Below are 26,955 nucleotides of genomic sequence, written 5' to 3'. Positions count from 1 at the left end.
TAATGAGACAGCAGGCGGGTATTTTTATTGATCCAGCGCAGGTGATACAACAATGATGCAGACGTTCCGCACTTCCTGGCTGTGCCTGTTGGGGGCTTTCAGTCTCTGGCTGCCTTATGACCTGATGGCCCAGGAACAGAAAGATCCCTTCCGCGAATTCATTCGGCCCTCCGACCCGTTGACGCCACAGGCGGAACAGAAGAGTTTCAGCGTCCCACCCGGGTTCGAAGTTCAACTGGTGGTCTCGGAACAGGAGATTCAGAAACCGCTGAATATGGCGTTTGATATCCGCGGCCGATTGTGGGTAACCGATTCTTCCGAGTATCCGTATCCGGCCAAGGATGGGAAACCGGGTAAGGATACGATCAAAGTTCTGGAAGACACAAATGGAGACGGCCGCTACGACAAGGTAACGACGTTCGCGGAAGGGCTGAATATTCCCATCGGTCTGTATCCCTGCAAGAATGGCGTGATTGCATTCAGCATTCCGGATATTTCGTTTTATGAAGACACCGTTGGCGACGGTAAAGCGGACCGGGTGACAAAGCTGTTCGGGCCGATGGGTTTCGAACGGGATACGCACGGCATGAACAATTCCTTCCGCCGGGGTTTTGACGGCTGGTTGTATGCGAATCACGGATTTAACAATCAGACCCGCGTCAGCGGCAGCGATGGACACACGATTGAAATGCAGTCCGGTAATACCTATCGGATGCGGCTGGACGGTTCCCGCATTGAACATTTCACGCACGGACAGGTGAACCCTTTTGGTTCCACATTTGATGAGCAGGGAAACCTGTTTACCGCGGACTGTCACTCCAAGCCGATTTACCAGATCTTAAGGGGCGGTTACTATCCGAGCTTCGGGAAGCCGCATGACGGACTTGGTTTTGTCAAACCGATGATGGAGCACCTGCATGGTTCCACCGCAATTGCGGGGCTGGCTGTCGTTTCTGGAGATCAGTTTCCTGCGGAATACCAGGGTAACTTTCTGAGCGGTAATGTGATGACGAGCCGGTTGAACCGAAATACTCCCGTCTATCACGGCTCGACCATTATCGCGCAGGAAGACCCCGATTTTCTGTCGACCACCGATCCCTGGTTTCGACCAGTGGACGTTCAACTTGGTCCAGATGGTGCCATCTATGTCGCTGATTTCTATAACAAGATCATCGGCCATTACGAAGTACCGCTGGATCATCCGGGACGGGATCGCCACCGGGGACGGATCTGGCGGGTTGTCGCCACCGGCAAGGAGCATCTGCTCAAAGATTATACGAAGTTGAGTATTCCCGATCTGATCGCAGAGCTGGGGTCAACCAACCTGACGACACGGATGTTGATTACCGATTATCTGACCGATCAGTTCGGCGACGAAGTGATTGCGCCGCTGCAACAGGCTGTCGTGGATGCCCGACGACCGACGATTGTTGTGCATGCGATGTGGATTCTGTTCCGCCGCAGTGCTCTGACTGATGAACTGCTGCAACAGGGGCTGCAGAGTCAGGATGACCTGGTACGAATTCATACCGCAAAGATGCTGGCCGAGAAGCAGTCGTGGAAAGAGCAGCAGCGCCTGCTGGCGGTGCACGCGTTGCAGGATGAGAATGCCTTCGTCCAGCGCGCGGCTGCGGAAGGGCTGGGCTTGCACCCGAATCTGAATAACCTGTCGCCACTGTTTGCACTCAAAGCCCGGGTGCCGACTGAAGACAATCATCTGGAATACGTGGTGCGCCGCGCGCTGATGTTGCAGATCCGCGAACCGGCCCTGCTGGAGAAGCTGGACTGGGAAGCACTGAATCCCTCGCAGAGGGAAACATTGGCAGAACTCTCGCTGGCGGTTCCGACCGAACAGGCGGCCTTGTATCTGATTCGTTATCTGCAGGATGAACCGGCGGCATCCGGCGATCTGCCGGCTTATTTTCGTCACATTGTCCGTTATCTGTCGGCCGAGAAACTGTCGGCACTAATTCAACTGGCACGAACAAAACTGGCTGGTCAGCCCGATCTGCAGGTGGAAATTATCAAAGCAGTGCTGCAGGGCTATCAGCAGAAAGGACTGGCGTTCGATCAGGCGCTTCAGGAGTGGGGAGCCGCGCTGGCAGCCCAACTGCTGGAATCTGTTAAAGATCAGCCGCTGCAATGGATGAATTTACCTGTGTCAGAGAAATACTCCGAAAATCCCTGGAAGACTCAGCAGCGTAATTCTGCAGATGGTGTCAAAGCAGCTTCTTTTTTCAGTAGTCTGCCCGCAGGAGAACGTACTACCGGCCGACTGGTTTCTACGGACTTCAAGATTCCTGACCAACTCGAGTTTTATATTGCCGGGCATTCCGGTTTCCCGAAGCAACCCCATAACGGTTTGAATCACGTGCAACTCCGTCGATCAGCTGATGGGAGTGTGCTCAAGAAGGCCTTGGCGCCGCGCAATGATCTGGCACAAAAAGTGAACTGGGATTTGAAAGATGTGTCAGGAGAACAGGGTTTTCTGGAAATCGTCGATGGGGACACAGAGAGGGCTTATGCCTGGCTGGCGGTCGGACGATTTGAGCCTGCTGTGGTCTCCGTACCTCACGAAGGTCTGCAACAGCAATTACAACGACTGTCGGCAGCAGCTCTGCTGGTCAAGGCGTTTCAATTGCACGACGAGCGTGAGAACCTGGCGGCCTGGCTCTCACGTGAGCGTCTGGATCCCCAGCTGAAAGATGAACTGGCTCAGGCCCTGATCAAACTGGATGGGACAGAAGCGTTTCAGCCTCTGTTCCCACTCCCGGTCGAATCGGTTCCCTTAACGGATTCGTTTCAGAACAGCGTGATTCGAGCCGTGATTCAAAGAAATGAAACGCAGCTGGAACCTTTGTTGCAACAGGCGTTCAAGACCTATCCAGGGCGACTGCAAACCCGACTGGCCGAAGCGCTCTGTCAACAGGCCGGGGGGAGTGAGCAGTTACTCACCCTCGCGGAAAAAGGGATCGCTGCGCCGCGACTGTTGAGCAGCCCCACTATCCGGAATCAGATCGAACAGTCGAGCAGTCCCGGACTCAAACAACGTCTGGAAAAATTAATCAACGGCTTGCCTCCCCGAGGCAAAGAGACGCAGCAGCAGATTACTAAACATTTTCAGTCGCACGGCAGTTTCGAACTGTCACTCGAGAACGGGAAGGCGGTCTTTGAGAAGAACTGTGCGGTCTGTCATCAGCTGAACGGTAAAGGAGCCCTGGTGGGGCCGCAACTGGATGGGATCGGCAACCGGGGGTTGGAACGACTGCTGGAAGACGTGCTCGATCCGAATCGTGCGGTCGATCTCAATTTCCGCACGAGTACCGTGATCACGGATGCAGGACGCGTCTTTACAGGCCTCAAGCGACGGGAAGAGGGAGCGGTAATCGTGTTTGTCGATAACCAGGGGAAAGAATTTCAGATCGCGAAGGATGAGATCGAGGAACAGAAACAGTCGCCCCTATCACTGATGCCGGCCAACCTGCTGGAGATCCTCACCCCACAGCAACTGCATGACCTGCTGGGCTACCTGCTGCAGAGTACAAAGAAAGCAACCGCCCATCGCTGATGTTGTTCCGGTTGCTCCACATACAATTTCATTCTCTTTTTTGAAGCGTTTTCAATGATGAACTGGAAAATCCTGACTCTGTGCTGCTGGCTGGCGGGCACCGGCCTGGTCTCGGCCCATGATGCGATAGTGATTTCGTCGAAGCTGGTGCATCTGCGGCACTCAGGCGAACGGGAATGGACGACCTTCCCGGAAGGAACCCCCAAGACGGAACTGTCGGTCCCGTTCAAGGCGGAAGCAGTTCAGGGGAAATCCACTTTGCAGTTGCGACAGCAGGATGTAAAGCAGGGCTGGAATGTAGAATTGAACGGCGTCGTGTTGGGCAAGCTGACTCGGGATGAGAACGATCAACAGCTCCTGCTGCCGGTCCCTGAGGGACTGGTAAAGGCGGGAGAAAACCGGTTACGGATATTTCAGTCGGGGAAACTGACACCTGATGATATTCGCGTGGGTGAGATTGTTCTGTTTCCTGAAGACCGATCCAGGGTGCTGTCAGGGGCCACAGTCTCTGTGAGTGTCGTTGAGGGGGACAGTAACAACCCCGTGCCCAGTCGGCTGACCATTGTTGACCCAGCAGGAACGCTGGTGGCGACGTCGGCAGAGTCGAATGCGGAACAGGCGGTGCGGACTGGTGTGATTTATACCAGTACGGGGAAGGCACAGTTCCAGCTGCCGGCGGGCACCTATACGATTTATGCCGGTCGCGGATTTGAATATGGTGTGGCGGAGCAGCAAATCAAACTCAAGGCGGGGGAAACAAAACAGGTCAACCTCAAGATCGACCGCGAAGTCGATACGAGCGGCTATGTCAGCTGTGATACGCACATCCATACGTTTACCCATTCCGGGCATGGCGACTGTTCGATGGAAGAGCGAATGATCACGCTGGCCGGAGAGCAGATTGAGTTTCCTATCGCCACCGATCATAACAAGCAGATCAACTACGATCCGCTGGCCCGCAAGCTGCACGTCCGGAAATATTTTACGCCGGTCATTGGCAATGAAGTGACGACCAAGCTGGGACACTTCAATGTCTTTTCCGTGCAGGAGGGGGGACCAATCCCTGATTATAAGCTGATGAGCTGGGAGGCGATTTTCAAGAGCATCTATGGTACGCCGAACGTGAAGGCGGTAATTCTGAATCACGCCCGCGACATTCATTCCAATTACCGACCTTTCGGACCGCAGAACCATATTGGTCTGACGGGGGAAAGTCTGAAGAACTGGCAACTCCGGGCGAATGCGATGGAGATCATCAACTCGGGAGCAACTCAGACCGATGTGCTACAGCTGTATCGCGACTGGTTCGGCGAACTGAACCGGGGTGTGATGTTGACGCCCGTGGGGTGTAGCGATTCGCACGATGTGAGCCGGTATATTGTGGGGCAGTCGCGGACTTACATTCAGGCGGACGATGAGGATCCAGGGAAAATTGATGCCGCCCGGACGATTCAGAATTTCGTGGATGGTAAAGTACTGTTGTCCTATGGGCTGTTCACGCGGATCAAGGTCAATGGCCGCTATGGCCCCGGGGAACTGGTACCTGCGTCGAAAGACCTGGAAGTCTCGCTGACAGTCTCCGGTCCGGCGTGGGTGAGTGCGGAGCGAATCGACCTGTATGCGAACGGAGAGCTCATCCGCAGCGAAGAGATTACATCAAAGCCAGGGGGAGGCGTAAAGTGGCAGGGGACCTGGAAACTGGAGCCGCGTTCCGAGGACTGTCACCTGGTGGCGATTGCGACGGGACCGGGTGTGTCTGCTCCTTACTGGCCGATGGCGCAGCCATATCAGCCGGAATCTCCGGAGTTTAAGTCGCAGGTTGTGGGTTCGACCGGGGCGGTCTGGATTGACGCGGACGGCGACGGTCAGCGTACGCCGGCAGTCGTGTATGCCGAACGACTGGTGAAACAGCAGGAAGAGAATTTGCCCGAGTTACTTAAGAGCCTGGCAAAATATGATCGGGCGGTGATTCTACAGGCCGCGAGTTTGTTGCGGCAGCGTGGTGTTTCTCCCTTTGATCCAGAGTTGACTGCGGCACTTAGACAGGCGGCGGAACCGGTGCAGCTGGGCTTTGCCCTGTATGGCGCTGCCTGGCGGAAGAGTCAGATCGCGCTTCAAAGCAACTAGTGTTTGTCTGACTGAAGGGCCGACAGGGGCGTGCGCACGAAGAAGACGCCGGGGCCATTCGGCTGCCTGGGATCGAGGTCATAAAACAGTGTCCCCAGCGTCTGGTCGTCGATCTGCACGGTGCGGGGCCAGCCCCGACCTTTGATGGGGCGCCCCGGATTATAAATGATAACTGAGTTCGCAGTGTCCCAGGATTTTCCCTCATCGTGAGAGAGCGTCAGTTCGTAAGCCCATTCGTCATCGCGGCCAACGCCGTACAGAATGGAAGTAAGCACGACGTCACCCGATTTCAGAACATTCAGGTCGTAGCCCGCAACACCGAAATAGGGGAGGTTGTGCATTGCCAGCCAGCTTTGTCCCTGATCGGTCGAGCGGAGGCCGTAAACCATCTGGCCCGGCTTGCCCACCGGTACGGCGGCTTCGCTTTGCGGGGCTCCGCTGATGAGGGTGCCTGTCGCGGTTCTGACCAGGGGGACCATGCCGTGGTTGCGTCCGTCGCCGAAGGGAGTGACGGAACTGGAGGTTCGGTCGTAGATCACGGTTCGATCATAGAAGGGGCAGACCCAGTGGTTGCTGTCGAGTTCGAGAATCGGATGACGCAAACAGGTATAGTTGGTGTAGTCTTCGAGGGGGATTTCGGTGACGGGGGACCAGGTGACGCCATGATCGCGTGAGGTGCAGAACTGAGGCACCCGCCAGCGGCGTTCACCATCGATGCGATAGCAGGACCAGTGCACAACGATTTCGCCACTGCGGAGAGTGGTCAGCGAACCGGGATAGATGGAGCAGTCTTTAATGACGGGGATCGGTCGACTGGTAGACCAGGTCACCCCACCATCGGTCGAGCGGGAGAGGAGTAGTTCTTTTCCCCCGCCGCCATCTTCGTTATAGACGGCGAGCAGATCCCCGTTGGCAGCGCGGCAGAGGGCAGGGTGGACGTGTCCTCCTTTGACCGTACCGACGCGGATGGGAGCAGACGGAGTGGCTTTTTCCGCCCGGGTGGTCGTGAGACCGAGGGACAGCAGAAGCAGGCCAGGCAGCAGATAGAGACTCAAAACAGGGATCAAAGTGCGTTGAACCATTCGAATCGTGCCTCCCGGAAGTGGCTGAGGAAATCTCAAAAAAGTCGATTGTGCTACGATCCTGTTTACCCGCTCTGGTGTCAGAGATCAACAGAGAGGCTCATTTGACCGAAAGTGAGACAGGATCGTGTGTTTCGCAGCCTGTTGCTTTGACACTCATCGGAGTCTCCAGTAAGCTATCAGCCACCCGGTTCACAGGTATGCATTGGCCGATTTCAGGTTTGATGTCCCTGCTGAACTGCACGATCCAATCTAAGTCAGAAACCAAATTCGGGGCCGTAGCTCAATCGGTTAGAGCAGCAAACTCATAATTTGTTGGTTACAGGTTCGAGTCCTGTCGGCCCTATTTTTTGTTCAGAATTGCTTCGTATGGGCTCTCAATCTCCTGATTCACCGTGAGATTGGTCATTGGTTGAATTACTCGCTTGCGAGCCCTTACCATCAAAATCCGACGAGTACTGCACCGGATTCTGCACCGCTTTTTCGAAGTCGGTTTCTCTCACCTGCAGATAACTTTGCATTGCCATTTGTGGCGAATTTCCCAGCCAGGAAACAACTGTCTGAATCGGGAATTGGTCAACCAATTCAGTCTCCCTGCTGGATCGCAGATTCTGGAATTGTTTGGGTCAGTTCGTGAGCCCAGCCCGCACTGATCAAGTTGGTAATTCAAATCGCTGACTATCTGCTGGCACAGGTGGCGTGGAACGTCGATACGAATGAAGGCCAGGGGTAAGTCGAATTCGTTCTCAGGCTTCCAGCGGGTCGGTAGAGCCATGCTGAGGTTGATATACCTGCTGTTTACGCTAACGCGAATGTACCAGTGAGAGATTAGATCATCCTTGCTGTGTTCAAGGTACTCCTGGTTGAGAATGGTGGCAATCTCTGCAGCTGTCTTGGCTTTCTTGTAAATCGAAATATGTGGCGGAACGGACCGCCAGGAATTCGGCTCCCAGTCCTCATGCACGTTGACCAGGTAAACCGGCCAGTTGTGACGGGGGCGTCAACGCGTAGGACTTCATCAGGATTCGGGTTACCGATGGGAGGGGGTTGCACTGGCTCCCGGGATGCCCAGTTAGCTGCCTTTTGTGCCAGCTGATCAACTGTAGTTGTTGATCAGCTGGGGGATTCGAAGCCGCTTCCAGAGACGTTTTCGGAAGCACAATCGCATGCGGGGTTCGTAAATGTGGTATTCATCCTAACCACCTTTCTTTTCCCTAGCCGCATTGTTGTAGTTTTGATGAACCTTGCTCTTTTATTTCTCAGTTTGAAGTTGTGATCATAAATAACAAGTTGATTATTAAATATTCTGCGCATTCGTTGAGACATTTAATCGTCCCTTGAGTGACAACTCGGATTCACTACGGAAAAGAAATTGCGGATTAAAAAAACAATCGCGAACACCTTCAGCGGGTTGCACGCGGCCACATCCTGTCAGCAGGAGTGGGGATCACTTAACTCAGATGAACTAGCTCAATTACAGCTGTTCGATTACTCTTTGAACAGCGCAGGTATTAAGTATTTGAATTGCACAGCTTTTCAGGTTTCGCTTTTACTCTTGATGGTTATACACAGCACATATGAAAGGAAGCAATTCACCATCAAGTGAATTGCTTCCTGCATAAAAATCGATTCTTTTGAATAGAATAGATTCTCTTCAAACATGATTAAGGAACAACTGAAACTTCGGCTTCACCAGTTACCTCTAAGCTACCGCCAAAAAGGAGCATTGAAAAGGGCGGTGGTGAATTTCTCTGTATCACTGCCCCCCCAAATGCAGTCACTTCACCGATAATAGTGTAATAGTCACCATGATTTGCGGCTGGATCTATAAATGTCACTTCTCCTGCGGTAGAAGACGATAATAATGGTGTCGATGATCCGTTTTTATAAATCGAAAAACTGTGTACAGGATACCAAGCAAAATCAGGATCCGATGCGAATGAAGAACTCTGTTTGATTTTTAATTTAACTTGTGTTGGAGGTGCATTAGTTTGCGAATTTTTTAGTGTGAACTTACCCCAAGACAATGCGCTTGTCTCACTAAAGTGAGTACGAAGTCTAACATAATTACAATTATAAGGCCCAGTATCCATTGCGCCGATCACTGTACTGATAGCAAGGGCAGAAACCTGACCATTGGCTACTAAGTCAGGGTTAAACGTCATTTGTGTATTGGAAGACGCTTGAATAAAGCCTACTTCAATATGGGATGCGCTTTCTGAGGTTGTTGATGAAGCGATCGCAGGTTGAATTCCTGAATTTGAAGAGAGAGAATTGTAGTCACTAAAGTCATTACTGAAGTAACCTTGATCCACATGTATTGGATTCGACATCGTAACACTTGCGTTCATTGTGTCCATTACTAGCACGTAACTCGCTGGATCTCGTTCAAAGTAATATTGTGCGAGAGCACTTTGAATATTGGCTAGTTGGACAAAAGTGACAAATAGCGATGCATAAAGTACATGTTTCGTATTCATCTCAAACTCTTTCCTAAATAAAAACTTTAAAGACACGCGAATTCTGAATCATCATTTCAGAAAGAGGGAGTGTTTTTATCCCAATTCGCTGACAGAAATGGCCCCTGTTTGCATGTTTTTCGTTCTTGAGGTCATATTTTCCAGCGTGTGACTCAGTTAGAAAAAATCGCTTTGATTGAAATTGTTTCGAGACGAACTTTAAGCAATGAAACATTCATCAAAGATGATTACTGAAAGTACTAAGGAAGTTCCCAGGGAGAATGTGACTTCAAAAGACAAAATAATGCTGCCAAAACCAATGAGATACATATGATTCATAGTATACATGCATTAATTTGTTTGTATAGTCCTGTCATGTTTGATTATCTGTAAAACACAAATGTTCTGTTTTCATATTGGCACTGTCTGTTTTTAGCTTTGCGATTCGCTTTATAGCTGGCCCTTGAATTTAAGCAGATCGCCCGCTGGGCTGCTTAAATTCTACTTGCAGCAATTTCGCAGTATTCCTCCGACGCTTCAAACCCCATAGTGCCCCGACCTTCTAAGCTAAAGCAACCAGCGTCGTTCCCAATCTACAGAACGGGTCGATAAGCCGATTGAACAGACGCTTGGAAACGGTCCGCGGTCTTTCAGTCTCGGTACAAAGTTTCCGACTGCATCCGATTCCGCACCGCCTTGATTTCAGGAATCTTGTAACCTACTATCTTTACTGTGGTTCGGCGGAGCGCTTCGAGTCCTGTCGGCCCTATTTTTTCTCGCTTTCTGGTGAGAAGGTTGTGTCTCTAAAATTTCGTGAATCAGGAGTCTGTCCTTCGGGCACTCGTGAGACTGGAGAGTGAGATGTATTTTCTGGCAGTTGTGATTCCACCCCTGGCCGTGCTGCTGGCGGGGAAGCCTTTCCAGTTTCTCTTGAACGTCATACTGACCCTGCTGTTCTGGCTGCCGGGAATGATTCATGCCATCATGGTGGTCAATGAATATAAAGCAGACCAGCGAAATCGACTGCTGGTCGAGGCGATGTCGGCAGATAAGAAGAAAGAGTGAGGCCGGCAACGACTCACCTCCGGTTCTCAAACCTGTGCAACAATCTTGACGATCTGCTGTGAGTCGACAGTGTGCTGAGTGGCTTGCTTTCAGCGAACAGCAGATGAATCCCTCCATATCGAGGGCTGTTGCAGCATTTGCTCTACAGTGTTTTACCGCATATTTCAGGCGATCATGCATCGTACATGCTAACTGTGCTAACATGATCAAAATGTCGTAAAAGTTGCGGATGGCTTTTTCATTCTCAGAACCGATATAACCTGACTGTCAACTCGGCTCTCCTGCGAGTTTCCAGTTTCTCAGATCTGATTTTTTTCGTCGGGCACTGTACGTGGGCTAAGTTCATAGCGTGTGTGGAAGCTGCCCGCTGCTCGGAACGGGGGACAGTTTCTGCTGACTCAAATTGAGGTGTTTCCCGCACGAAACTGCGATCAGGGAAGAAGGCTCAACCGCCAGTGCAGAGTGAAGCGGAGAGAAATTGTAGGGCCGAAAATTCATGTCGGATGTGATCGAGCTGAATGAGATTGATGCATTACTGGACTATCACCAGGACTGGACGCGTCTGTTATCAGTCACACCGGGTGGTTCATTTTATCGTTCGCTGGAATGGCTGCGGGACTACTGGACCCACTTTGCCGAAGATCAGAAATTACGCGTGCTCGTGATTCGTGACGAGGGAGAGGTAACGGGTATTGTGCCGTTGTGTACCCGCCGGATCAAATCCAAATTCGGAACCTGTCGCATCGTGACATATCCTTTTGATGACTGGGGTAGCATTTACGGTCCATCTACCGCCTGTCCTGAGCAGACACTCACCACAGCTTTACAATACCTGCTTGAGTCGCGGCGCGACTGGGACATGATTGATCTTCGCTGTGTGGACAGTGACAGTTTCGATCGGGGAGCGACGGAACGGGCACTGGCAACCAATGGTCTGGTATTTGAAAAGTTTCTCTGGAACCAGACGATGTTCATCGATCTGAATCAGAGCTGGGATGACTACCTCAAGTCACGTCCCAAGAAGGCGCGACAGACCTATCTGCGTGCTGAGCGTAAGGTGCCCGAGGATGGAGATATCGAATTTTTTCGTTACCGTCCGGGGGGAGAAGCCCGGGGAGAGGCAGATCCGCGCTGGGATTTGTACGAACAGTGCGAACAGATCGCGCTTAAGAGCTGGCAGGGGTCATCTACCAGCGGAACGACGATCACGCATGAAAAGGTATCACAGTTCTTTCGCGATTCGTATGCGAGTGCGATCCGGGCGGGAGCAGTCGACCTGAATCTGATTTACCTTTCCGGTAAACCTGCTGCGTTCTGTTATAATTATCATCTCAACGGGTATCTTGATGGAATTCGGATGGGTTACGATTCCGAACTTTCCAGCAACGGCCTGGGGCGTCTGCTGATCGGACGCCTGTTGCACGACAGTATGGACCGCGGTGACCAGGTGATGGATATGGGTTATGGGGCAGTCGGTGCCAAGAAGTACTGGTACACCTCGATGGACAATGTCTATCGCTACGTGTACTACTCGCCCACTTCGCCGATTGCGAATGTACTCAAACTGAGTCATCAGGTGGCCGGCTGGTTTCGTGACCGGTTCTCCAGTGGAGAAGCTCCGGATCCCGAATTCCAGGACAATCCGTCCCTGCCCACTCCGGGTAAGCAGGAAGCCCTGGCGGGGATTCCCTCTGAAAGTGTGAAGAGTGGATCAAAGGCCTGAGACGTCATGTCGTCTCATTGTCAGAGTGACTTATTCTGACTTCTCTTTGGTGTTCTCTTCGGATTTCAGTTTCTCGCTGAACTTGCTGCGGAACTTTTCCAGTTTGGGACGGATCACGAACTGGCAGTACTGCTGGTTGGGATTCAGTTTGAAATAGTCCTGATGGTAGTCTTCCGCGGGATAGAATTTCTGGAACTCGGTGATTTCAGTGACGATGGGACTTTTGAATTGTCCTGATTCATCGAGTTGTTTCTTGTAAGCGGTTGCTTCTTCTTTCTGCTTCTCATTGTGATAGAAGACAGCGGAGCGATACTGCGTTCCCACGTCTGCTCCCTGACGGTTGAGCGTGGTCGGGTCGTGTGTTTCCCAGAAGACTTTGAGGATATCAGTGAAGGGGATCACTTCAGGATCAAAGGTGACCTGAATGACCTCTGCGTGACCGGTGGTGCCGGTACATACGGCTTTGTAAGTCGGGTTGGGGACCGCGCCTCCCGAATAGCCGGAGACGGCAGACTTGACCCCTTTGAGTTCGCGGAAAACCGCCTCGGTACACCAGAAGCAGCCTGAGCCGAGGGTAACGACTTCCAGACCGTCATCTGCTTCGTGGGCGACCATTTTTACTTCCGATTCGGGCTGTTCTTCGGCGATCGCTACGGGGCGGTCTTCTTTGGAGATGGAATTTTCACAGGCGGTGAGCAGTGTGAAGAGGGTAGCGATCGATAAGACAACCAGTGCCAGCTGAGGCAGTTGTGAGAACGTCATTGGAGTAAAATCCCTTTACGAAAGTGCCTGAATGAAAGCAGTCTGTCATATTCTAAGCGACTGAATTCATTTTAGGCAATCCGACCGGGCAGGGACAGGGTGAAACCTGTTTCAGGAGCGGGCAGTCCTTTTTCCATTAAACAGAAACCGCAGGACCGGGATCCTTAAAATCAGAAAATGGTGCAGAGAGAGTGTGACCGCAAACGTGGCGATTTCTACTGCCAGAAATTTGTAACTGATGGCAATCGTGGAACTGAGCAACAGATACCCAAAGATCACCACGCAGATATGGTGGAACAGATAAATTGAATAGGAAGCATCTGAGAGATAGCGGAAAACACGCGAGTCCCGGTTCATGAATCGATAAAACAGAACGTAACAGATATGACTGGCGAGGGCACATATGACGCCGAAGGAATAGATGCGGAGCAGGCTTTCTGTATTAAAACCATGGGCATTCTCTTCCAGGTAATACACGAGGACCGCCAGAGGCAGCATGCCCCACTCCCAGCGGGCGATACGATGGAATTCGTCCTGGAGCGTTTTGTCCTTGAATAACCAGAGTCCCAGCAGAAAGTAGGGGAGGAAGGTGATGAAGTCTTCCAGATTCAACAGGCCACAGCAGAGGGAGCCGTGAAAGATATTCGGAGCGATTTTGGCAGCAACGTTCCACAGGAGATCGGCACAGGGGATCAGCAGCAGGAAATAACAGTTTTTACGAATACCAGCGACCAGCGGACGCATCTGCGTCCATTTCGGCAGGTAGCCGCCGATCAAAAACAGGCTGATCCCAACTGCGAAGAACTGCAGGAGCGTCAGCAGGAACCAGAGATGTGAGACCCACTGCCCACTCAACCAGAGTTGGGGCAGGACCCGTGTCAGGAAGTGCCCCAACGACATCGGCTCGTGGTGCAGTACGGTCGTGCGGAAATAAAGCTCCAGCGTATTGACGATCAACGCTGTGCTTAACAGGGGGACGACAATGCGAACGAGCCGGACCTGGGTAAAGACTTTAATGCCGTATTTCTGCAGGCTCATCATCGAGAAAAAGCCGGCAATGATGAAGAACGTCGGCATCCGGAATACGTGTATGACCGAATCGAGCAGCGAAAAGAAGATCGAGTTATGGGAATCGGAGACGATCCAGTGATCCGTGGCAGAGTAAATCAATGCCCCATGCAGGACGACTCCCAGCATCATCAGGATGGATCGCATGGAGTCCATATAGTAAAAACGGGGGGCTGAGGACCGCGACGAATCAGATGCCGTGCATACTTCGACCGGTTCCACCGCGCTGAGAACAGAGGGTGAGTTCATCCAGGAGTGCCTGTAATGGTTGTGGACAGTTTGTGATACGCGGCGGGTATGCTTATATATATCCATCGAAGTTGATCTAGAACGGGTAATTTTCAGTGGCAGCAGGGAAATACTCAGGCTGCTACCCACAGTTGATCAACTATCCGGTAGAATCGAAACAATGGGCAGACCACTCCTGAGTGATGCGCAATTTTGTTGCCAAAAAGCAACAGGGTGTTCAGCAGGATGAAAATCAGGAAGCGGCATGCTGGGGACTACGGAATGGACTGGAAAACGGGCGAAAACACGGAGCAGCGAGACAATTCTTGTGGGAACGGGAGTAGTCATCTGATGCAGGCTGACTACAACGGAGAGAAGTTGCTATGATGAGATGGATAGCAGGAAAGACAGACCATCGGTTCAGCAGCGACCGATGCAGGCTTTGCCAACCAGACAAGTAGAGACATCCTGAATGAATAACGAATATGACGCGATTCTGGTAGTTTCCTTCGGGGGGCCGGAAGGGCCTGACGATGTGATTCCCTTTCTGGAAAATGTGCTCAGGGGCAAGAATGTCCCCCGGGAGCGGATGCTGGAGGTCGCGGAGCATTACCAGCAGTTCGGTGGAGTGAGTCCGATCAACGGGCAGAACCGGGCCCTGATCGCGGCACTCGAAGAGGAACTGGCTGCGAACGGGCCACAACTCCCCATCTACTGGGGAAACCGGAACTGGCATCCCCTACTGACGGATACGCTGGCACAGATGAAACAGGATGGCATTCAGCGGGCTCTGGGCTTTTTCACCTCGGCATTCAGCTCGTATTCGGGTTGTCGGCAGTACCGGGAAGATATCCAGCGGGCTCAGGAAGCGGTTGGGGATGGGGCGCCCGAAGTCGATAAGCTGCGGATGTTCTTTAATCATCCCGGATTTATCGAGGCTACCGTTGATCGCGCCCGGGAAGCACTGGCCGAGATTCCGGAAGAACGCCGGGAACAGGCGACAATACTGTTTTCTGCGCACAGTATTCCCCTGGCGATGGCTGCGGGCTGTCGCTATGAAACCCAGCTGAAAGACGCTGCTCAGCTGGTGAGTGAACGATTGGGAACGCACCCCTGGCACCTGGTATACCAGAGCCGCAGCGGTCCGCCACATCAACCCTGGCTGGAACCCGATATCTGTGATTTTATCACCGAGCTGGGGCTGCAGGGAGAGGTTCAGGATGTCGTCATTATTCCAATCGGATTCGTTTCCGACCACATGGAGGTGCTGTTCGACCTGGACACAGAGGCGAAACAGGTCGGCAGTGAAGTTGGCATCAATGTTGCCCGAGCAAAGACCGTGGGAGTCCATCCCCGCTTCATCACAATGATTCGCGAATTAATCGAAGAACGCATCAGCGGTACAGATGAGCGGCCCGCCTTGGGGACATTGGGGCCGAACCATGATGTCTGTCCGGTGGACTGTTGTCTCAGGGTGACTGAAATCAAACAGTGATCTCAGATAAGAACTGAAGTAGAGACACCATTCACGCTTGAAGTGTACAGAAGATTTTTGAATTCCGGCAGCATCCATGCTGGACTGAGCTTGTCAAAGCCTCACTTGTGAGAAATACTTAACAAATGTAAGTTTTGAGTAAGCGCGCCCACCCTGCCGAAGTCTACTCCAGACATCCTGCCAGGCAGACTCACTTACCGATTTATCAATCCAGTTGTTATTGAACTGTCTTGTCCTACCGAGTTACAGGAGTTGGAATGTCTGTGTCTACCAAGCGAGGATTTACCCTCATTGAGTTGTTGGTTGTGATTGCTATTATTGCGATCCTCATCGCACTGCTGTTGCCCGCTGTGCAACAGGCACGTGAAGCGGCCCGCCGGTCGACCTGTAAGAATAATCTGAAGCAGATCGGTATCGCACTGCACAACTATCACGATACGCATCGCCTGTTTCCTTACGGTCATATGGAAGTCAGGTCCGGAAACTACAATTCATCTGCTCCTTACGGCACTTATCACTGGCGTGATACCTGGGCACATCAGATTCTGCCCTTTGTAGACCAGGCTCCGTTATACAATAAGTACTCCGCCAATACGGCAAGCCACGTCCATCTGGTGACGGATCCGGAAATTTATAAAGCCGTGGTACCGGTCTATCTGTGCCCCTCGGATCCTTCCACTCCGGGAAATGCCGATTCTTTGGGCCGTTCGCAGGGGAGTTATATCGGTTGCGCAGGCAATGAAGCGACGACAACGGGGGCCAATCTGAATGGAGTCTTCGCTGATAACTCGAATACTAAGATTCGTGACCTGAAGGATGGCTCTTCGAATACGATTATGGTTTCGGAGATTATCATTCGCGGAAACACCGCTTCGACTACCTACTGGGGTTGCCCGGGATGTTACGGAATCGGTGGTGCTCATGGTGAGATGACTTTCACAACTCGCGAGACCCCCAATACCCCGGTTGCCGACCAGAACTATGCCTGTAAGTCAACCACCTTCCCGCTTTCGCCTTGCGTCGTGAATACCGGGACAAAGTATAACTTTGCCCGCAGCTATCATGTGGGTGGCGTACATGCCCTGCTGGCCGATGGTGCCGTGCGGTTCATCTCTTCCAACATTGACCGCGGGACGTTCCAGAACCTCGGAAATAAAAAGGATGGTCAGGTATTAGGCGAGTTTTAAGCTCCCTTGCTCTGAGCATTCAGTGATATTCGTGACAAAAAAACAGCACCACTGGCGAAATGCCGGTGGTGCTGTTTGTCATTTGATTGAGGCTTCCGACTCAGTCTTAAGCACGCATCAGATTACGCGTACGTTTTCAGCGCGAGGACCTTTAGGTCCCTGTCCAATATTGAACGAGACTTTTTGACCTTCGGTGAGTTCATCGTAACGGGCTTCTGACAGTGCAGAACTGTGGAAGAAGACATCTTTTCCACTTCCGTCTTCAATAAAGCCAAAGCCTTTGTCTGTGAGCCGTTTGATGGTTCCTTCTGACATGATATTCATCCAGTACTTTTAAAAAATGTTACAGGCCAGGTGAGGTGAAACATTCGCGTCCCCAGACTGCAAGAGTGTTCGCATTGATTCAGGCGGTCGTCAGAGTCTCTGACGGGCCTGTTGTAATTCCGTATTCTGGTCCAACGGGACCAGGTATCTTTGTATCTGTATCAGGGTGTATTTCAGCTTGATTGACTGGCACGTGGCTTCAGACGACGCCACTTGGTGCGTTTAGGTTCCTGTTGTAGTTTACTCGCTGCTGACTTCGCTGATTTCTTGCGTCGAAAGCGGTTGCGCGAAGCCGTTTCTGTTCCCTCCACAGTCTGTCTGTTTTTGCCTTTGCTCCTCTGTCGGGGAGTCGGTTCTGGCAGGGCGTCGCCTTTCTTCTTCTGTGCGCGAGGAGCCCGGTGTTCTTTGGAAACGGGAACTTTGTGGCCGATCAGTTTCTCGATGGCCCGCAGTTCGCCTCGTTCGCTGTCGCTGCAGAAGGAGATGGCAATTCCTTCAGCCCCTGCACGTCCGGTGCGGCCGATGCGATGCACGTAGGCTTCGGGTTCAACCGGGAGATCGTAGTTGATCACGTGAGTGATACCTTCGATATCGATTCCCCGGGCGGCGACATCGGTCGCGACGAGCACCTGGATTTTGCGGTTGCGGAATGCCTCGAGTGCCTGCTGACGTGCCGACTGAGATTTATTCCCATGGATGGCAGCTGCTTGAACGCCGGTCTGTGTGAGTCGTTTTGACAGCATGTTGGCAGTACGCTTGGTTCGCATAAAGACCAGTGCTCGATCCACGGCAGAGTCGGCCAGAATGTTTCGCAGCAGGGTCTGCTTTCCATTCCGTTCCACATATATCAGCTGCTGCTGGATTTTCTTGACGCTCCTCTGTTTCGGAGTCACATTTACACTGACCGGGTTTTTCAGGAGGCGTTGGGCCAGTTCCTTAATTTTGGGGGCCAGGGTCGCTGAGAAGAACAGTGACTGTCGTTTCTCCGGCAATTGGCTGATGATCTTTTTCAGATCCGGCAGAAAGCCCATATCGAGCATGCGATCGGCTTCGTCGAGGACAAAGACTTCCAGCTGATCCAGATGGATTTCACCCTGGTTCATCAGGTCCAGCAGGCGTCCCGGTGTGGCAACCACGATGTGGGCGCCACGACTCAGGCCTTTCACCTGATTTTTCTGGCTGACACCGCCGTAGATCAGCAACTGACGCAGTTTGAGGTGTCTGCCATAAGCGTCGAAACTGTCGCCGATCTGAATGGCCAGTTCCCGTGTGGGGGCCAGGACCAGTGCCAGGGGACGTTGTGGCTTCGCTTTGCGATTGTTTTTTCCCAGGTGATTGAGGATGGGTAATGCCAGAGCAGCTGTTTTTCCGGTTCCTGTCTGCGCACATCCCAGAATATCATGTCCTTCTAGTGCGGAGGGGATGGTTTGTGCCTGGATAGGAGTCGGGGTCTCGTAATTTTCTTCGACCAGTGCTCGTTGGACTGGTGCGATCAGTTCAATCTCTTTGAATGTTTTCAATGGTTTTCCTTAGGGAATTGTTGCAGGCCCGTCGGTGTGTTGTGCAAGTGAATCTGTGGTTGGCAGTATTCAGTCAAGGGCAGGGCCTGTTTTAGTCTATTTAGACCTAATGTATTTTCAGGGGCTGCAGTTGATGTTCCGTGAGAGGAGATCAGCTGAACCGGTCGGCGACAGTGCAAATCGACGGGACTTGCTGGAGAGCGGAGGAAAATACCTGGCTCTTCCAGTTTCGCTCAGGTTAGGCGGGTTGGGACCAGCGGTACCAAAAGCAAACGTCGCTTCTGTGGGAACTCCGGACAAACAAGAAAATCACGGAATTCAATGCGTCCACAACGACGCGGCAGCTTTCGACAGCGGTCAACACAACCGAGGTTGGCAGCAGGAGTGTGCAACAGGTAAACTCGCACAGTAGAGAGGGTTACGAGAGGTTCCAGCTCTGTATTAAGACCCTCACAGGTCAGAAAACGAATCTATTTCTGTAGATCGTTACTCGCTTTGTTCTGACCAGGGTGACATGGTTGTTCCCTCAGTTCGATCGAGAAAAACACCTTGAAGTCACGCAACAGTATACCCTGCCTGGATCTCTTTGCCTAGAGGCATTTTTGATAATCCCAGAATCGAGGGAAACTATCTGAGGAGGAAGACAGGTGATTTGACACCGAATTTACCGATTAGTCAATTGTTTCCGCCTCTGGACCCTGCTCGCCCGGAAGGACCGGCGGCCTGCTGAAAGGTGTCTTCCACATGCCGAGCAGAGTCTGCCACTGGGGCTGATCAAAGTGGGGTAAACCGAAGTCGATGGTCTTCAGGTCCAGGCGCATACGGTACGTGCGGGCCAGTCGATCCCAGAGGGAGAAGATGGTGGAATAATTCGAGTTTGTTTCCTGCGGCAGCCGCGAGTGGTGAATTTTATGCATGTCCGGAGAGACAAACAGCCAGCGGTAGAAACGGTCTGCCCGTCCCAGCGAAATGTTCGCATGGTGCAGTTGCGTGGAGAGGAAAACCAGAATGCCATACAGGACGAGTTGCCAGGACTGCAGACCCAGCAGCGGAATTAATAGCAGACGCAGGAGAGTGGAAATTCCCAGTTCACCCCAGTGGAAGCGGGTGGCAGTGGAGACGTCCATAGCAGGATCGCTGTGGTGCATGCGATGAAACCGCCAGAGAACCGGGATGCGGTGATTCATCCAGTGCCAGCAGAACATCCAGGCATCCAGGAGCAGAATCGCGCACAAAGTCTGCCAGAAGGGAGAGAGCGGCACCTGGTGGAGCAGCCCCCATTGATGCTGCATCGTCCAGGCCGAGGTTGCCTCTACGATCGAGCCAAACAGCAGCCCGAGTAGCAGAGAATTCAATACTGCCAGAGAGAGGTTGTAAAAGGCGTGCCGATAACGGCTTTCTCCCCGGAATGGTTTGAAGGCAGCCCAGCTTTCCCAGCTCCAGAGCAATGCCAGCAACACAACCGGGGTGCTGAAATAGAAGAGTGAGAGTAGTTCGGACGCTGAGAGGTCGGCAAGCATGAGGGCTGAGGTTCATTTCTGAATGACGGCCGGATCTGAACCGGGGCGTGCAGACCAGCCCCGCTGGTGGTCTGCTCCCTCTATTTTCTCAGTACGAACCAGTAGAGACAAGGGACTTCTTATTGCTCGTGATAGTTCGCCTGGATTTTTGCCTGTTGCTGAAGTGTTCTCACCAGGGTCACCTGTTGCTGGCGTGGTAACTGTAACTGCTGGCAGAGTGCCAGCAGATCATCCAGACGAGTGGCGCCGCCTCGAGAGCCTGGAGAAATTTCCAGCATCAGGTCCGGAAACTGAAGCCGTGCCGGCTGCAGGAGGACGGTACCGCGTGTCTCGATACGGGCAGATGCTGTATCAATGATGACTTCCGGCCGCTGGTCAGAACTGCCGGGGGACTGCTGGGGGATCTCGACATTCAACAACTGTGTTGCCAGCTGCTGAGCATAGTTAGGATTCGCATCAGGCAGTGAAATCATGACGAGCCCCGAGGACTGCAGCATGGCTTTCGAAGTATTGACCATATTGGCAGCCAGGAAGCGATTGATCTGTTGCACGACCAGCCGAGCGGTCTGGGGATCATACAGCGAGGCGTTCAGGAAGAATTTCAGATGCGGAATGCCCTGTCCGGTGACCAGACGGGGAGTGATGGCAGAACGGATCTGGGCTCCATTTTCGATTAATCCCTGTGCCTGGTTCCGGCTGCGATCGGTACGGACCGGACCGACAATCAGCGCGTCGACCTTTTTCTGATTAGAACCCTCTACGGCGACCGCTGTCGGCAGCAGGTAGCCACCGGTTAAATTGACTTCCGGCTGGTTCGCGTTGACATAACATTCCACCTGTTGTCCGGGCTGGACTCCCTGGCTGGGGATGTAAACCGTGATGGAGACATTGGCGATATTGCCGGCCTGCAGGGGGGATTTAATATCCTGCAGGTTAATCTTCATCGCTGCAATCGATGATTTTAAGGCCCGGATGGCTTCAGGGGGAATGTTCTGATCGCCGGTTCCATTCAATCCGACCACCAGTCCGGCGCCTGTGAGCTTAATGATTTCTGCTGGTTGGAATTCTCCCATCTGGCCCAGTTTGATTACTGGTGTGGCGGCGCTGGTTTCGGGCGGGGGAAGTTCAGCCGGCAGATCCAGGGCAACCAGGTTTTGACTTAAGACGGTTGAGGAGAACAGCAGATTTGCATGCTGGGGGACGACCTGAATTTTCTGATGGAGTCTGCCGCTCTGGAGTGGTTTTCCCTGGGTTTTCAGAGTGACGCCACGATAGCTGGCAATGATCTGTGTGGGAGTGTCTTTTTGAATGAGTACCGCGGAATCCATTGGTGGCGTCTGTTGCCCCGGTTGGGCAAAGGCAGCAGAGACGGCATTGGTGGTGGCAGGGCCTGTCATCGCGACCTGCTGGACAGTACTGATATGGGCCTGCGCCGGTTTCTGAGAATTACTGTTCTGGACGACCTGCTGGACCAGATCCGCGTCGAGCTTCAAGAGTTCTTCAAGTAGCCGGGTGCGCTGTTCTCGTGTGGTCTGGGTCAGCATCAGGATATTCAGTCCGGGGAAGATTTCCTGATTAGCCTCCGAGGCTCCGGGGGGTTGGTCCTCGGTCGGTGCTGCTTTCGCCTGAGCTGTTGCGAGAGGCGCGGGTGGGGCATCAGCCTGTTTGTCGCTGTCCATGTCGGGGAGTTCGCCGGCTGGAAAATCGAGGTTCAGGTCAGGGAAGGGCGCTGGTTCGGAGAGCGTTGCTTCCAGTTCCAATTCACTGGCGACCTGTTCCGCTGAGTCATCAGAACCCAGGAAATTCTGAATGGTCTGTGAAAGGAAAAACATACCGACTGCGAACAGTGCGATGCCTGAGAGGACGGAGAATTTTAAATAGCGCATAGTTTCCCTCAGCCGAGGTTAGACAGGCTTAGTGATAGGAGTGGAATATGTGCAAAACTGCAAGAATTGAGAGAGAGGAGCGGGGACCTTATGGGAAAACCAGATCTGAGTCAAGATGGGAAGCCTGGATGAGAGGAATTCCATTTTGCGGGTTTCTTTCATTACGGAATCTGTACAGTGCCCGGCTCTGAAATATGTGATTTCACTAATGGGAAAATGAGATGAATCGCCCCCGCGTTAGCAGGGCGGCTATATTGGAATTGACCCTGATAGACGTGTAATCGTACTATTCCCACATTTCACAAGTGGCAGGGAAAAAGATGCCGGAATCAAAACGGCCTAAGTATTTATTGATATTGATTTTACTGATATCCGCCCTGATAAGGTGCGGACTGGCGGTTTACGTTCAGCGTCAATTAGATCAACAACCTGAACGAACATACGTGATCGAAGGGGATGCAGACGGTTACTGGAGACTGGCGCAAACGATCGTGCATGGTGAGGAGTATTCGATTTATACCCCTCCGAGACGTGTACTGCGGATGCCCGGATTTCCACTGGTTCTGGCCGGTGCGATGTCTGTCGCAGGCGAAGATCATTTTCGCGTGCGGCTGTTCCTGGCGCTGACCGGTGTGGCTGCCTGTTATCTCGTTTATTTACTGGGAAAAGAACTCACCAATGAAACAACAGGGCTCATCGCCGCCGGGTTGACAGCAGTCTCTCCGGTCATGGCCGGGTTCAGTGTTTTGTTTTTAAGCGAAACGGTCTTCGCGGTTACGATGCTGTTTTCGCTGTGGGTACTGGTCAAATTAGGAAACGTGAACTGGGGAGACCATGATCGTTTGCAGGGTTGTCTCTGGTCTGCACTGGCGGGAGTTTCCCTGGCAGCGGCTTTTTATGTCCGACCGGGCTGGCTGTTAACTCTGCCGATCATCGTCGCCCTGATGATCTGGAGAGCAAAAGGGCAACGGGCCCGTGCCCTGGAACGGGCCGCCATATTGATACTGGGCTTTACTGTGATGCTGGTGCCCTGGGTGTACCGTAACTATCAGGTCACGGGACACTTTGTGCTGACGTCACTCTGGTCGGGACCCAGCCTGTACGACGGTTTAAATCCTCAGGCGACCGGCGACAGTGATATGACTTTTTTCGATCGAGATCGAGTGATGCTGAAAATGAGTGAGTACGAAATGAATCGGTACTACACACAACAGGCGGTGGAATATGCGCGCCAGCATCCCGGTCATGTGATTCAACTGATGGGAGCCAAGCTGCTGCGTTACTGGAAACCGTGGCCCAACGCATCACAGTTTCGTTCATGGTGGATGATGGCTGCCGTCTCGGCGGTATTCCTGCCGGTGTTACTGCTGGCTGTTTACGGAATCTGGATCTCGCGCCAGCAGGGGCTGCTGTTACTGATTACGTTAGGACCGATTCTGTATTTTTCGCTGATCCACATGGTGTTTGTCAGTTCGCTCCGGTATCGCCTGCCGGCGGAATACAGTCTTTATATCCTGTCTGCCATCGGGGTGACTGCCCTGGTAGGGGACAGATTTAACAAGGGGAAAATCAAATCGTGATCCGCGAGGATCTGATCCGGTTTTGAAGTGTCATGGTTGTTCGTAAAACCTTTCAATGGTGTCTGCTGATCCTGATTTCGCTAGTGATTACCGGCGGAAGCTACGGGTACTATCTGTGGATGCGCAGTGACGACATGATCAAAGCCGGGATCCTCGAGAAAATCGAGAACCACGTGCCGGGGCTGATGATTGATATCGACCGGGCTCAGTTTGATTTTCGTCGACGGGTGCGGATCGAAGGTTGCCGGATACAGACGGTTAATCATCAGGATACGATCATTGATCTGCCCGAAGTGGTCGTGACCTTGAACCAGGAAAAAATGGCCCGGCATCAACTGATAGATGTGCAGAAGATTGTGCTCAATCGTCCGCAGCTGGTACTGGTTCGCATGGCGGACGGGACCTGGAACTGGGAAGGCCTGCCGGAACCGATTAAGAGTGATAACCCGCTGCCCGAGTTGATCATTGAGCGGGGAAGTCTGTCACTCAAGTTTGAACACGGACCACAGAATGTTCCCACAGTCATCACATTGCAGAACCTGGACCTGCGTCTGATTCCTTCCGGCGCGAGCCGCTATGAAATCGAGGGCCATACTTCGATTCCCCAGGCGGGGAAACTGGAGATTGCCGGTTACTGGGATCTGGATTCGAAACTGGGATCGGTTTCCGGAAAGTGGAGCCAGCTGGAATTCGGTCCAGACCTGGTAAGGTTGGCGACCGGGATTTCTCCGGAGCTCGAATCACGACTGAAGAAAGCATTTCCGTCATTGCAGCTGCAGCCCAGTCAGTCGACGGGGATGTACGATCTGGGAATCAGCGCGCAGATGGATATCCAGTTCAGCCTGTCCCGCTTGCGCAGAGAAGAGTCGCCGCAGTTTCAGGTACTCACGCATTTGCGCGAGGGAAAATTCAAGCATCCGCTGCTCCCGTTTCCTTTGAGGAATATCGTGGGTAAGGTTCTGGTTGATAACGAGAGTCTGCAGGTTCAGAATTTACAGGCCCACAACGGAGAAACCAGCTTTGCCCTCGGGGGAGACTATTACTTCCGCAAGCGATTTTCGCAGGCGGGGGTTCCTTTGAATCAGAGTACGTTCTCCTTTCAGACACGTCAGCTGCCCCTGGATGAACGTTTGCGGAGCCGCCTGACAGGAGGGCTGGCCCGAACTTACGACACCCTGCGTCCCAGTGGGAACGTTAACCTGGATGTCGATCTGAGTTATCCGGGAAACGGGAAGTGGCGCATACAGAACCTGAAGGTTACCGTCCATGATGGTGCGATCGTCCCGGTACATTTTCCGTATCGAGTCGATCACATCAAGGGAGAGTTATGGCAGGAAGAACCGGATATTCTCAATCTGGATTTCAGTGGTATCGCCGGCGATCGTCCCGTGACTGCCAAGGGGAATGTGCAGCATCCCGGCCCGGCATCGAAGATGGATATCGATGTGATATCTTATGGCGTCCCCATTGATGCCTCGCTGCAGGCAGCCTGTCCGGATGGAATCAAGACTGTTTTAGATGAACTGGAACTGCAGGGGAAACTCAATGCCCATGTCAAGTTGACGCGGGCGCCGGCTCTGAATCAGCCGATACAGGTGGATCTGCGGGCCAAAATGGAAGAGGGCGGGGCGCTCCAGTATCGGATGTTTCCGTATCGCGTGACCGATCTGAAAGGTGAGGTTTCTTATTCCAGTAATACCGGTCGAGTTTACTTTTCACAGTTACAGGGGAGGCACGGCAATGCACAACTCTCTGCTCAGGGAACTTACGACCGTTTTGACAGTGATGGGAAGCTGAAGCTGAAGGTCGCTGCACAGAATGCGACCTGTGATTCCAATCTGCGCCTGGCACTGCCCGATTCGCTGCAGAAGCTGTGGGGGGATCTGTCTCCGACCGGTAAGCTGAATTTGACGACCGATATATCCTGGCAACGGGGACTGCCGGCGCAGATCAGCATTCCCCAGGCAAAATGGTGGAATGGTAGTCTGAATCTCAAAGACTTCCCCTATCCGATTGACAATCTCAATGCGCAATGGAGTTACGAAGTCGATCCTGGGACCGGCAATAATGTTGTGGTTATGAAGTCGATTTCCGGAAAGCATGATGAAACCAGGATTGGGATCGGTGATGCGTTTGCCGAGATTACGCCGCAGGGGGACTGGCGTTTCAAGATGGAGAATATGAACATCGATGATATCTCCGCAGATCGGTCTTTTCAGTCTGCCCTGCCGGAAGCGATGGGGTCTGCATTGAATACCCTGAATATTCAACGGCCGATTTCGGCGAGTGGCTGGATCGAGTTTCGTGGTTCGCAGCAGCAGGGGACTGCGGTGACCGCTGCCTGGGGGATGGATACTTATCTGGCTGAGAACAGTGTGACAGCAGGCGTTGATATAACGAAGGTTTACGGCAAGGTTCATTCGAAGGGGACCTGGGACGGAACTCATCTGCAACTGACGGGTGACCTGGATCTCGATTCGGCTTTCATCCTGGGCTATCATCTGACCGAGATCAAAGGGCCGTTCGAAATTAACGATACCCAGCTGACTGTCGGCTCACGGCAGATCCGCCGCGAGCAGATGCAGTCGGTCAGTCTGCCACAGATCAATGCCAAGCAACCGATTACCGCCAAGGCGATTCGCGGGGTGATTACCTGCATGGGGGATATTGAGCTGACTGCAGTGCCGACTTACAACATGCAGATCGAACTGCATCGGGGACTGCTGGAAGAGTACGCGGCCCGATATATGCCGGGGCAATCCCAGTTGCGGGGCGTCATGAATGGCTGGATTCAGCTCTGGGGACGTGGTTCCAATAAATCCGATCTGAAAGGGCAGGGACAGTTACAGATCAGTCCGGCGGCCATTTATGAGCTGCCGCCGATTGCCCAGATCTTCAAGGTGGTGCGTCTGGCACAACCCGACAAGACGGCCTTTGATTCCGCGTTTTGTGACTTCACCGTTTCGAACCAGACGTTTCATCTGAAGTACATCGAGTTGAAAGGGAATGCGATCAGCCTGTACGGCCAGGCGGGAGAAGCCCATTTCGATGGTCGACTGAAAGTCGATCTGTTTTCCCAGCTGACCCGCAGGCAGCTGCCTCTACCGGCGATTACCCAGCTGATCGGGCATGCCACCAGTGGCTGGATCCGGGTGGAACTGCGGGGCACGACCTCTAATCCGATAGTGGATATCAAGTCGAATCCGCTGCTCGATGGCTCCCTGAAGACCTTCCTGAATAACGTCATGCGAGGCGGGCCGACGAATAATAATAACGCGACGAATCGCTGGCCCCGAGCGTCTCAGGGCGGTGTGGGTTCGATCCGGCAAAATTTCCCCTTGCCGTTCGCTCAATAGTTTTG

The 26,955-nt window shown here is 52.8% G+C and carries 16 protein-coding genes and 1 tRNA gene; 9 read left to right on the top strand and 8 right to left on the bottom strand.

All coding sequences use genetic code 11. The features are described from left to right. The first annotated feature begins 52 nt into the window (after positions 1-52). Positions 53-3,568 (top strand): PVC-type heme-binding CxxCH protein, encoded by a 3,516-nt coding sequence (locus tag FYZ48_RS18140; protein WP_149342920.1) that lies wholly within the window; start codon positions 53-55, stop codon positions 3,566-3,568. A gap of 54 nt (positions 3,569-3,622) precedes the next feature. Continuing rightward, positions 3,623-5,695 (top strand): CehA/McbA family metallohydrolase, encoded by a 2,073-nt coding sequence (locus FYZ48_RS18135; protein WP_149342917.1) that lies wholly within the window; start codon positions 3,623-3,625, stop codon positions 5,693-5,695. Here FYZ48_RS18135 and FYZ48_RS18130 read toward each other — a convergent pair. Beyond that, positions 5,692-6,777: a sialidase family protein gene (locus tag FYZ48_RS18130; protein ID WP_198422241.1), complete on the bottom strand. Its 1,086-nt coding sequence runs from the start codon at positions 6,775-6,777 to the stop codon at positions 5,692-5,694. The two genes, FYZ48_RS18135 and FYZ48_RS18130, sit on opposite strands and share 4 nt — an antisense overlap. 272 nt (positions 6,778-7,049) lie before the next feature. On the opposite strand from FYZ48_RS18130, the gene FYZ48_RS18125 reads away from it, so the two are divergent. Then, positions 7,050-7,123 (top strand) — tRNA-Ile (locus tag FYZ48_RS18125). Positions 7,124-8,441: 1,318 nt separating this feature from the next. Here the strand turns inward: FYZ48_RS18125 and FYZ48_RS18115 are convergent. Next, a complete protein-coding gene (locus FYZ48_RS18115; protein ID WP_149342915.1) occupies positions 8,442-9,257 on the bottom strand; it encodes a hypothetical protein in 816 nt (271 codons plus the stop codon). A gap of 840 nt (positions 9,258-10,097) precedes the next feature. Between FYZ48_RS18115 and FYZ48_RS18110 the strand changes: the two genes are divergently transcribed. Both FYZ48_RS18110 and FYZ48_RS18105 read left to right on the top strand, forming a co-directional pair. Next, positions 10,098-10,301, top strand: coding sequence for a YqaE/Pmp3 family membrane protein (locus FYZ48_RS18110; RefSeq protein WP_145037721.1), 204 nt, complete (start codon positions 10,098-10,100; stop codon positions 10,299-10,301). A gap of 496 nt (positions 10,302-10,797) precedes the next feature. Beyond that, on the top strand, positions 10,798-12,024 hold the full coding sequence (locus FYZ48_RS18105; RefSeq protein ID WP_149342913.1) for a GNAT family N-acetyltransferase: 1,227 nt from the start codon (positions 10,798-10,800) through the stop codon (positions 12,022-12,024). 30 nt (positions 12,025-12,054) lie between these two features. Here FYZ48_RS18105 and msrA read toward each other — a convergent pair whose 3' ends face one another. Further along, positions 12,055-12,786: a peptide-methionine (S)-S-oxide reductase MsrA gene (gene msrA / locus FYZ48_RS18100; RefSeq protein ID WP_149342911.1), complete on the bottom strand. Its 732-nt coding sequence runs from the start codon at positions 12,784-12,786 to the stop codon at positions 12,055-12,057. A gap of 111 nt (positions 12,787-12,897) precedes the next feature. Beyond that, a complete protein-coding gene (locus FYZ48_RS18095) occupies positions 12,898-14,103 on the bottom strand; it encodes an acyltransferase family protein (RefSeq protein WP_187782100.1) in 1,206 nt (401 codons plus the stop codon). Positions 14,104-14,554: 451 nt separating this feature from the next. Here FYZ48_RS18095 and FYZ48_RS18090 point away from each other — a divergent pair, with 451 nt between their 5' ends. Beyond that, a complete protein-coding gene (locus FYZ48_RS18090) occupies positions 14,555-15,577 on the top strand; it encodes a ferrochelatase (RefSeq protein WP_149342906.1) in 1,023 nt (340 codons plus the stop codon). A gap of 257 nt (positions 15,578-15,834) precedes the next feature. Further along, positions 15,835-16,764 (top strand): DUF1559 domain-containing protein, encoded by a 930-nt coding sequence (locus FYZ48_RS18085; protein WP_149342904.1) that lies wholly within the window; start codon positions 15,835-15,837, stop codon positions 16,762-16,764. Between the two features lie 117 nt (positions 16,765-16,881). On the opposite strand, the gene FYZ48_RS18080 is transcribed toward FYZ48_RS18085, so the two are convergent. From FYZ48_RS18080 to FYZ48_RS18065, 4 genes are all read right to left on the bottom strand, one after another. After that, complete coding sequence (locus FYZ48_RS18080; protein ID WP_145037733.1) at positions 16,882-17,079, bottom strand: cold-shock protein; 198 nt, start codon at positions 17,077-17,079, stop codon at positions 16,882-16,884. Between the two features lie 182 nt (positions 17,080-17,261). After that, positions 17,262-18,608 carry a DEAD/DEAH box helicase gene (locus FYZ48_RS18075; protein ID WP_149342902.1) on the bottom strand — a complete coding sequence of 449 codons (1,347 nt, stop codon included), beginning with the start codon at positions 18,606-18,608 and terminating at the stop codon, positions 17,262-17,264. Positions 18,609-19,279: 671 nt separating this feature from the next. Beyond that, positions 19,280-20,128 (bottom strand): sterol desaturase family protein, encoded by an 849-nt coding sequence (locus FYZ48_RS18070; RefSeq protein WP_149342899.1) that lies wholly within the window; start codon positions 20,126-20,128, stop codon positions 19,280-19,282. A gap of 119 nt (positions 20,129-20,247) precedes the next feature. Next, positions 20,248-22,014 carry a flagellar basal body P-ring protein FlgI gene (locus FYZ48_RS18065; RefSeq protein WP_149342897.1) on the bottom strand — a complete coding sequence of 589 codons (1,767 nt, stop codon included), beginning with the start codon at positions 22,012-22,014 and terminating at the stop codon, positions 20,248-20,250. A gap of 443 nt (positions 22,015-22,457) precedes the next feature. Here FYZ48_RS18065 and FYZ48_RS18060 point away from each other — a divergent pair, with 443 nt between their 5' ends. Both FYZ48_RS18060 and FYZ48_RS18055 read left to right on the top strand, forming a co-directional pair. Further along, a complete protein-coding gene (locus FYZ48_RS18060) occupies positions 22,458-23,594 on the top strand; it encodes an ArnT family glycosyltransferase (RefSeq protein ID WP_187782099.1) in 1,137 nt (378 codons plus the stop codon). A gap of 32 nt (positions 23,595-23,626) precedes the next feature. Continuing rightward, positions 23,627-26,950, top strand: a complete 3,324-nt coding sequence (locus tag FYZ48_RS18055) for a hypothetical protein (RefSeq protein ID WP_149342892.1) — start codon at positions 23,627-23,629, stop codon at positions 26,948-26,950. Positions 26,951-26,955 lie beyond the last annotated feature (5 nt).

This window comes from Gimesia chilikensis (assembly GCF_008329715.1).
Classification (GTDB): domain Bacteria; phylum Planctomycetota; class Planctomycetia; order Planctomycetales; family Planctomycetaceae; genus Gimesia; species Gimesia chilikensis.
Note: the sequence above shows the minus strand (reverse complement) of the source record. Positions and strands in the feature narration are given on the sequence as shown.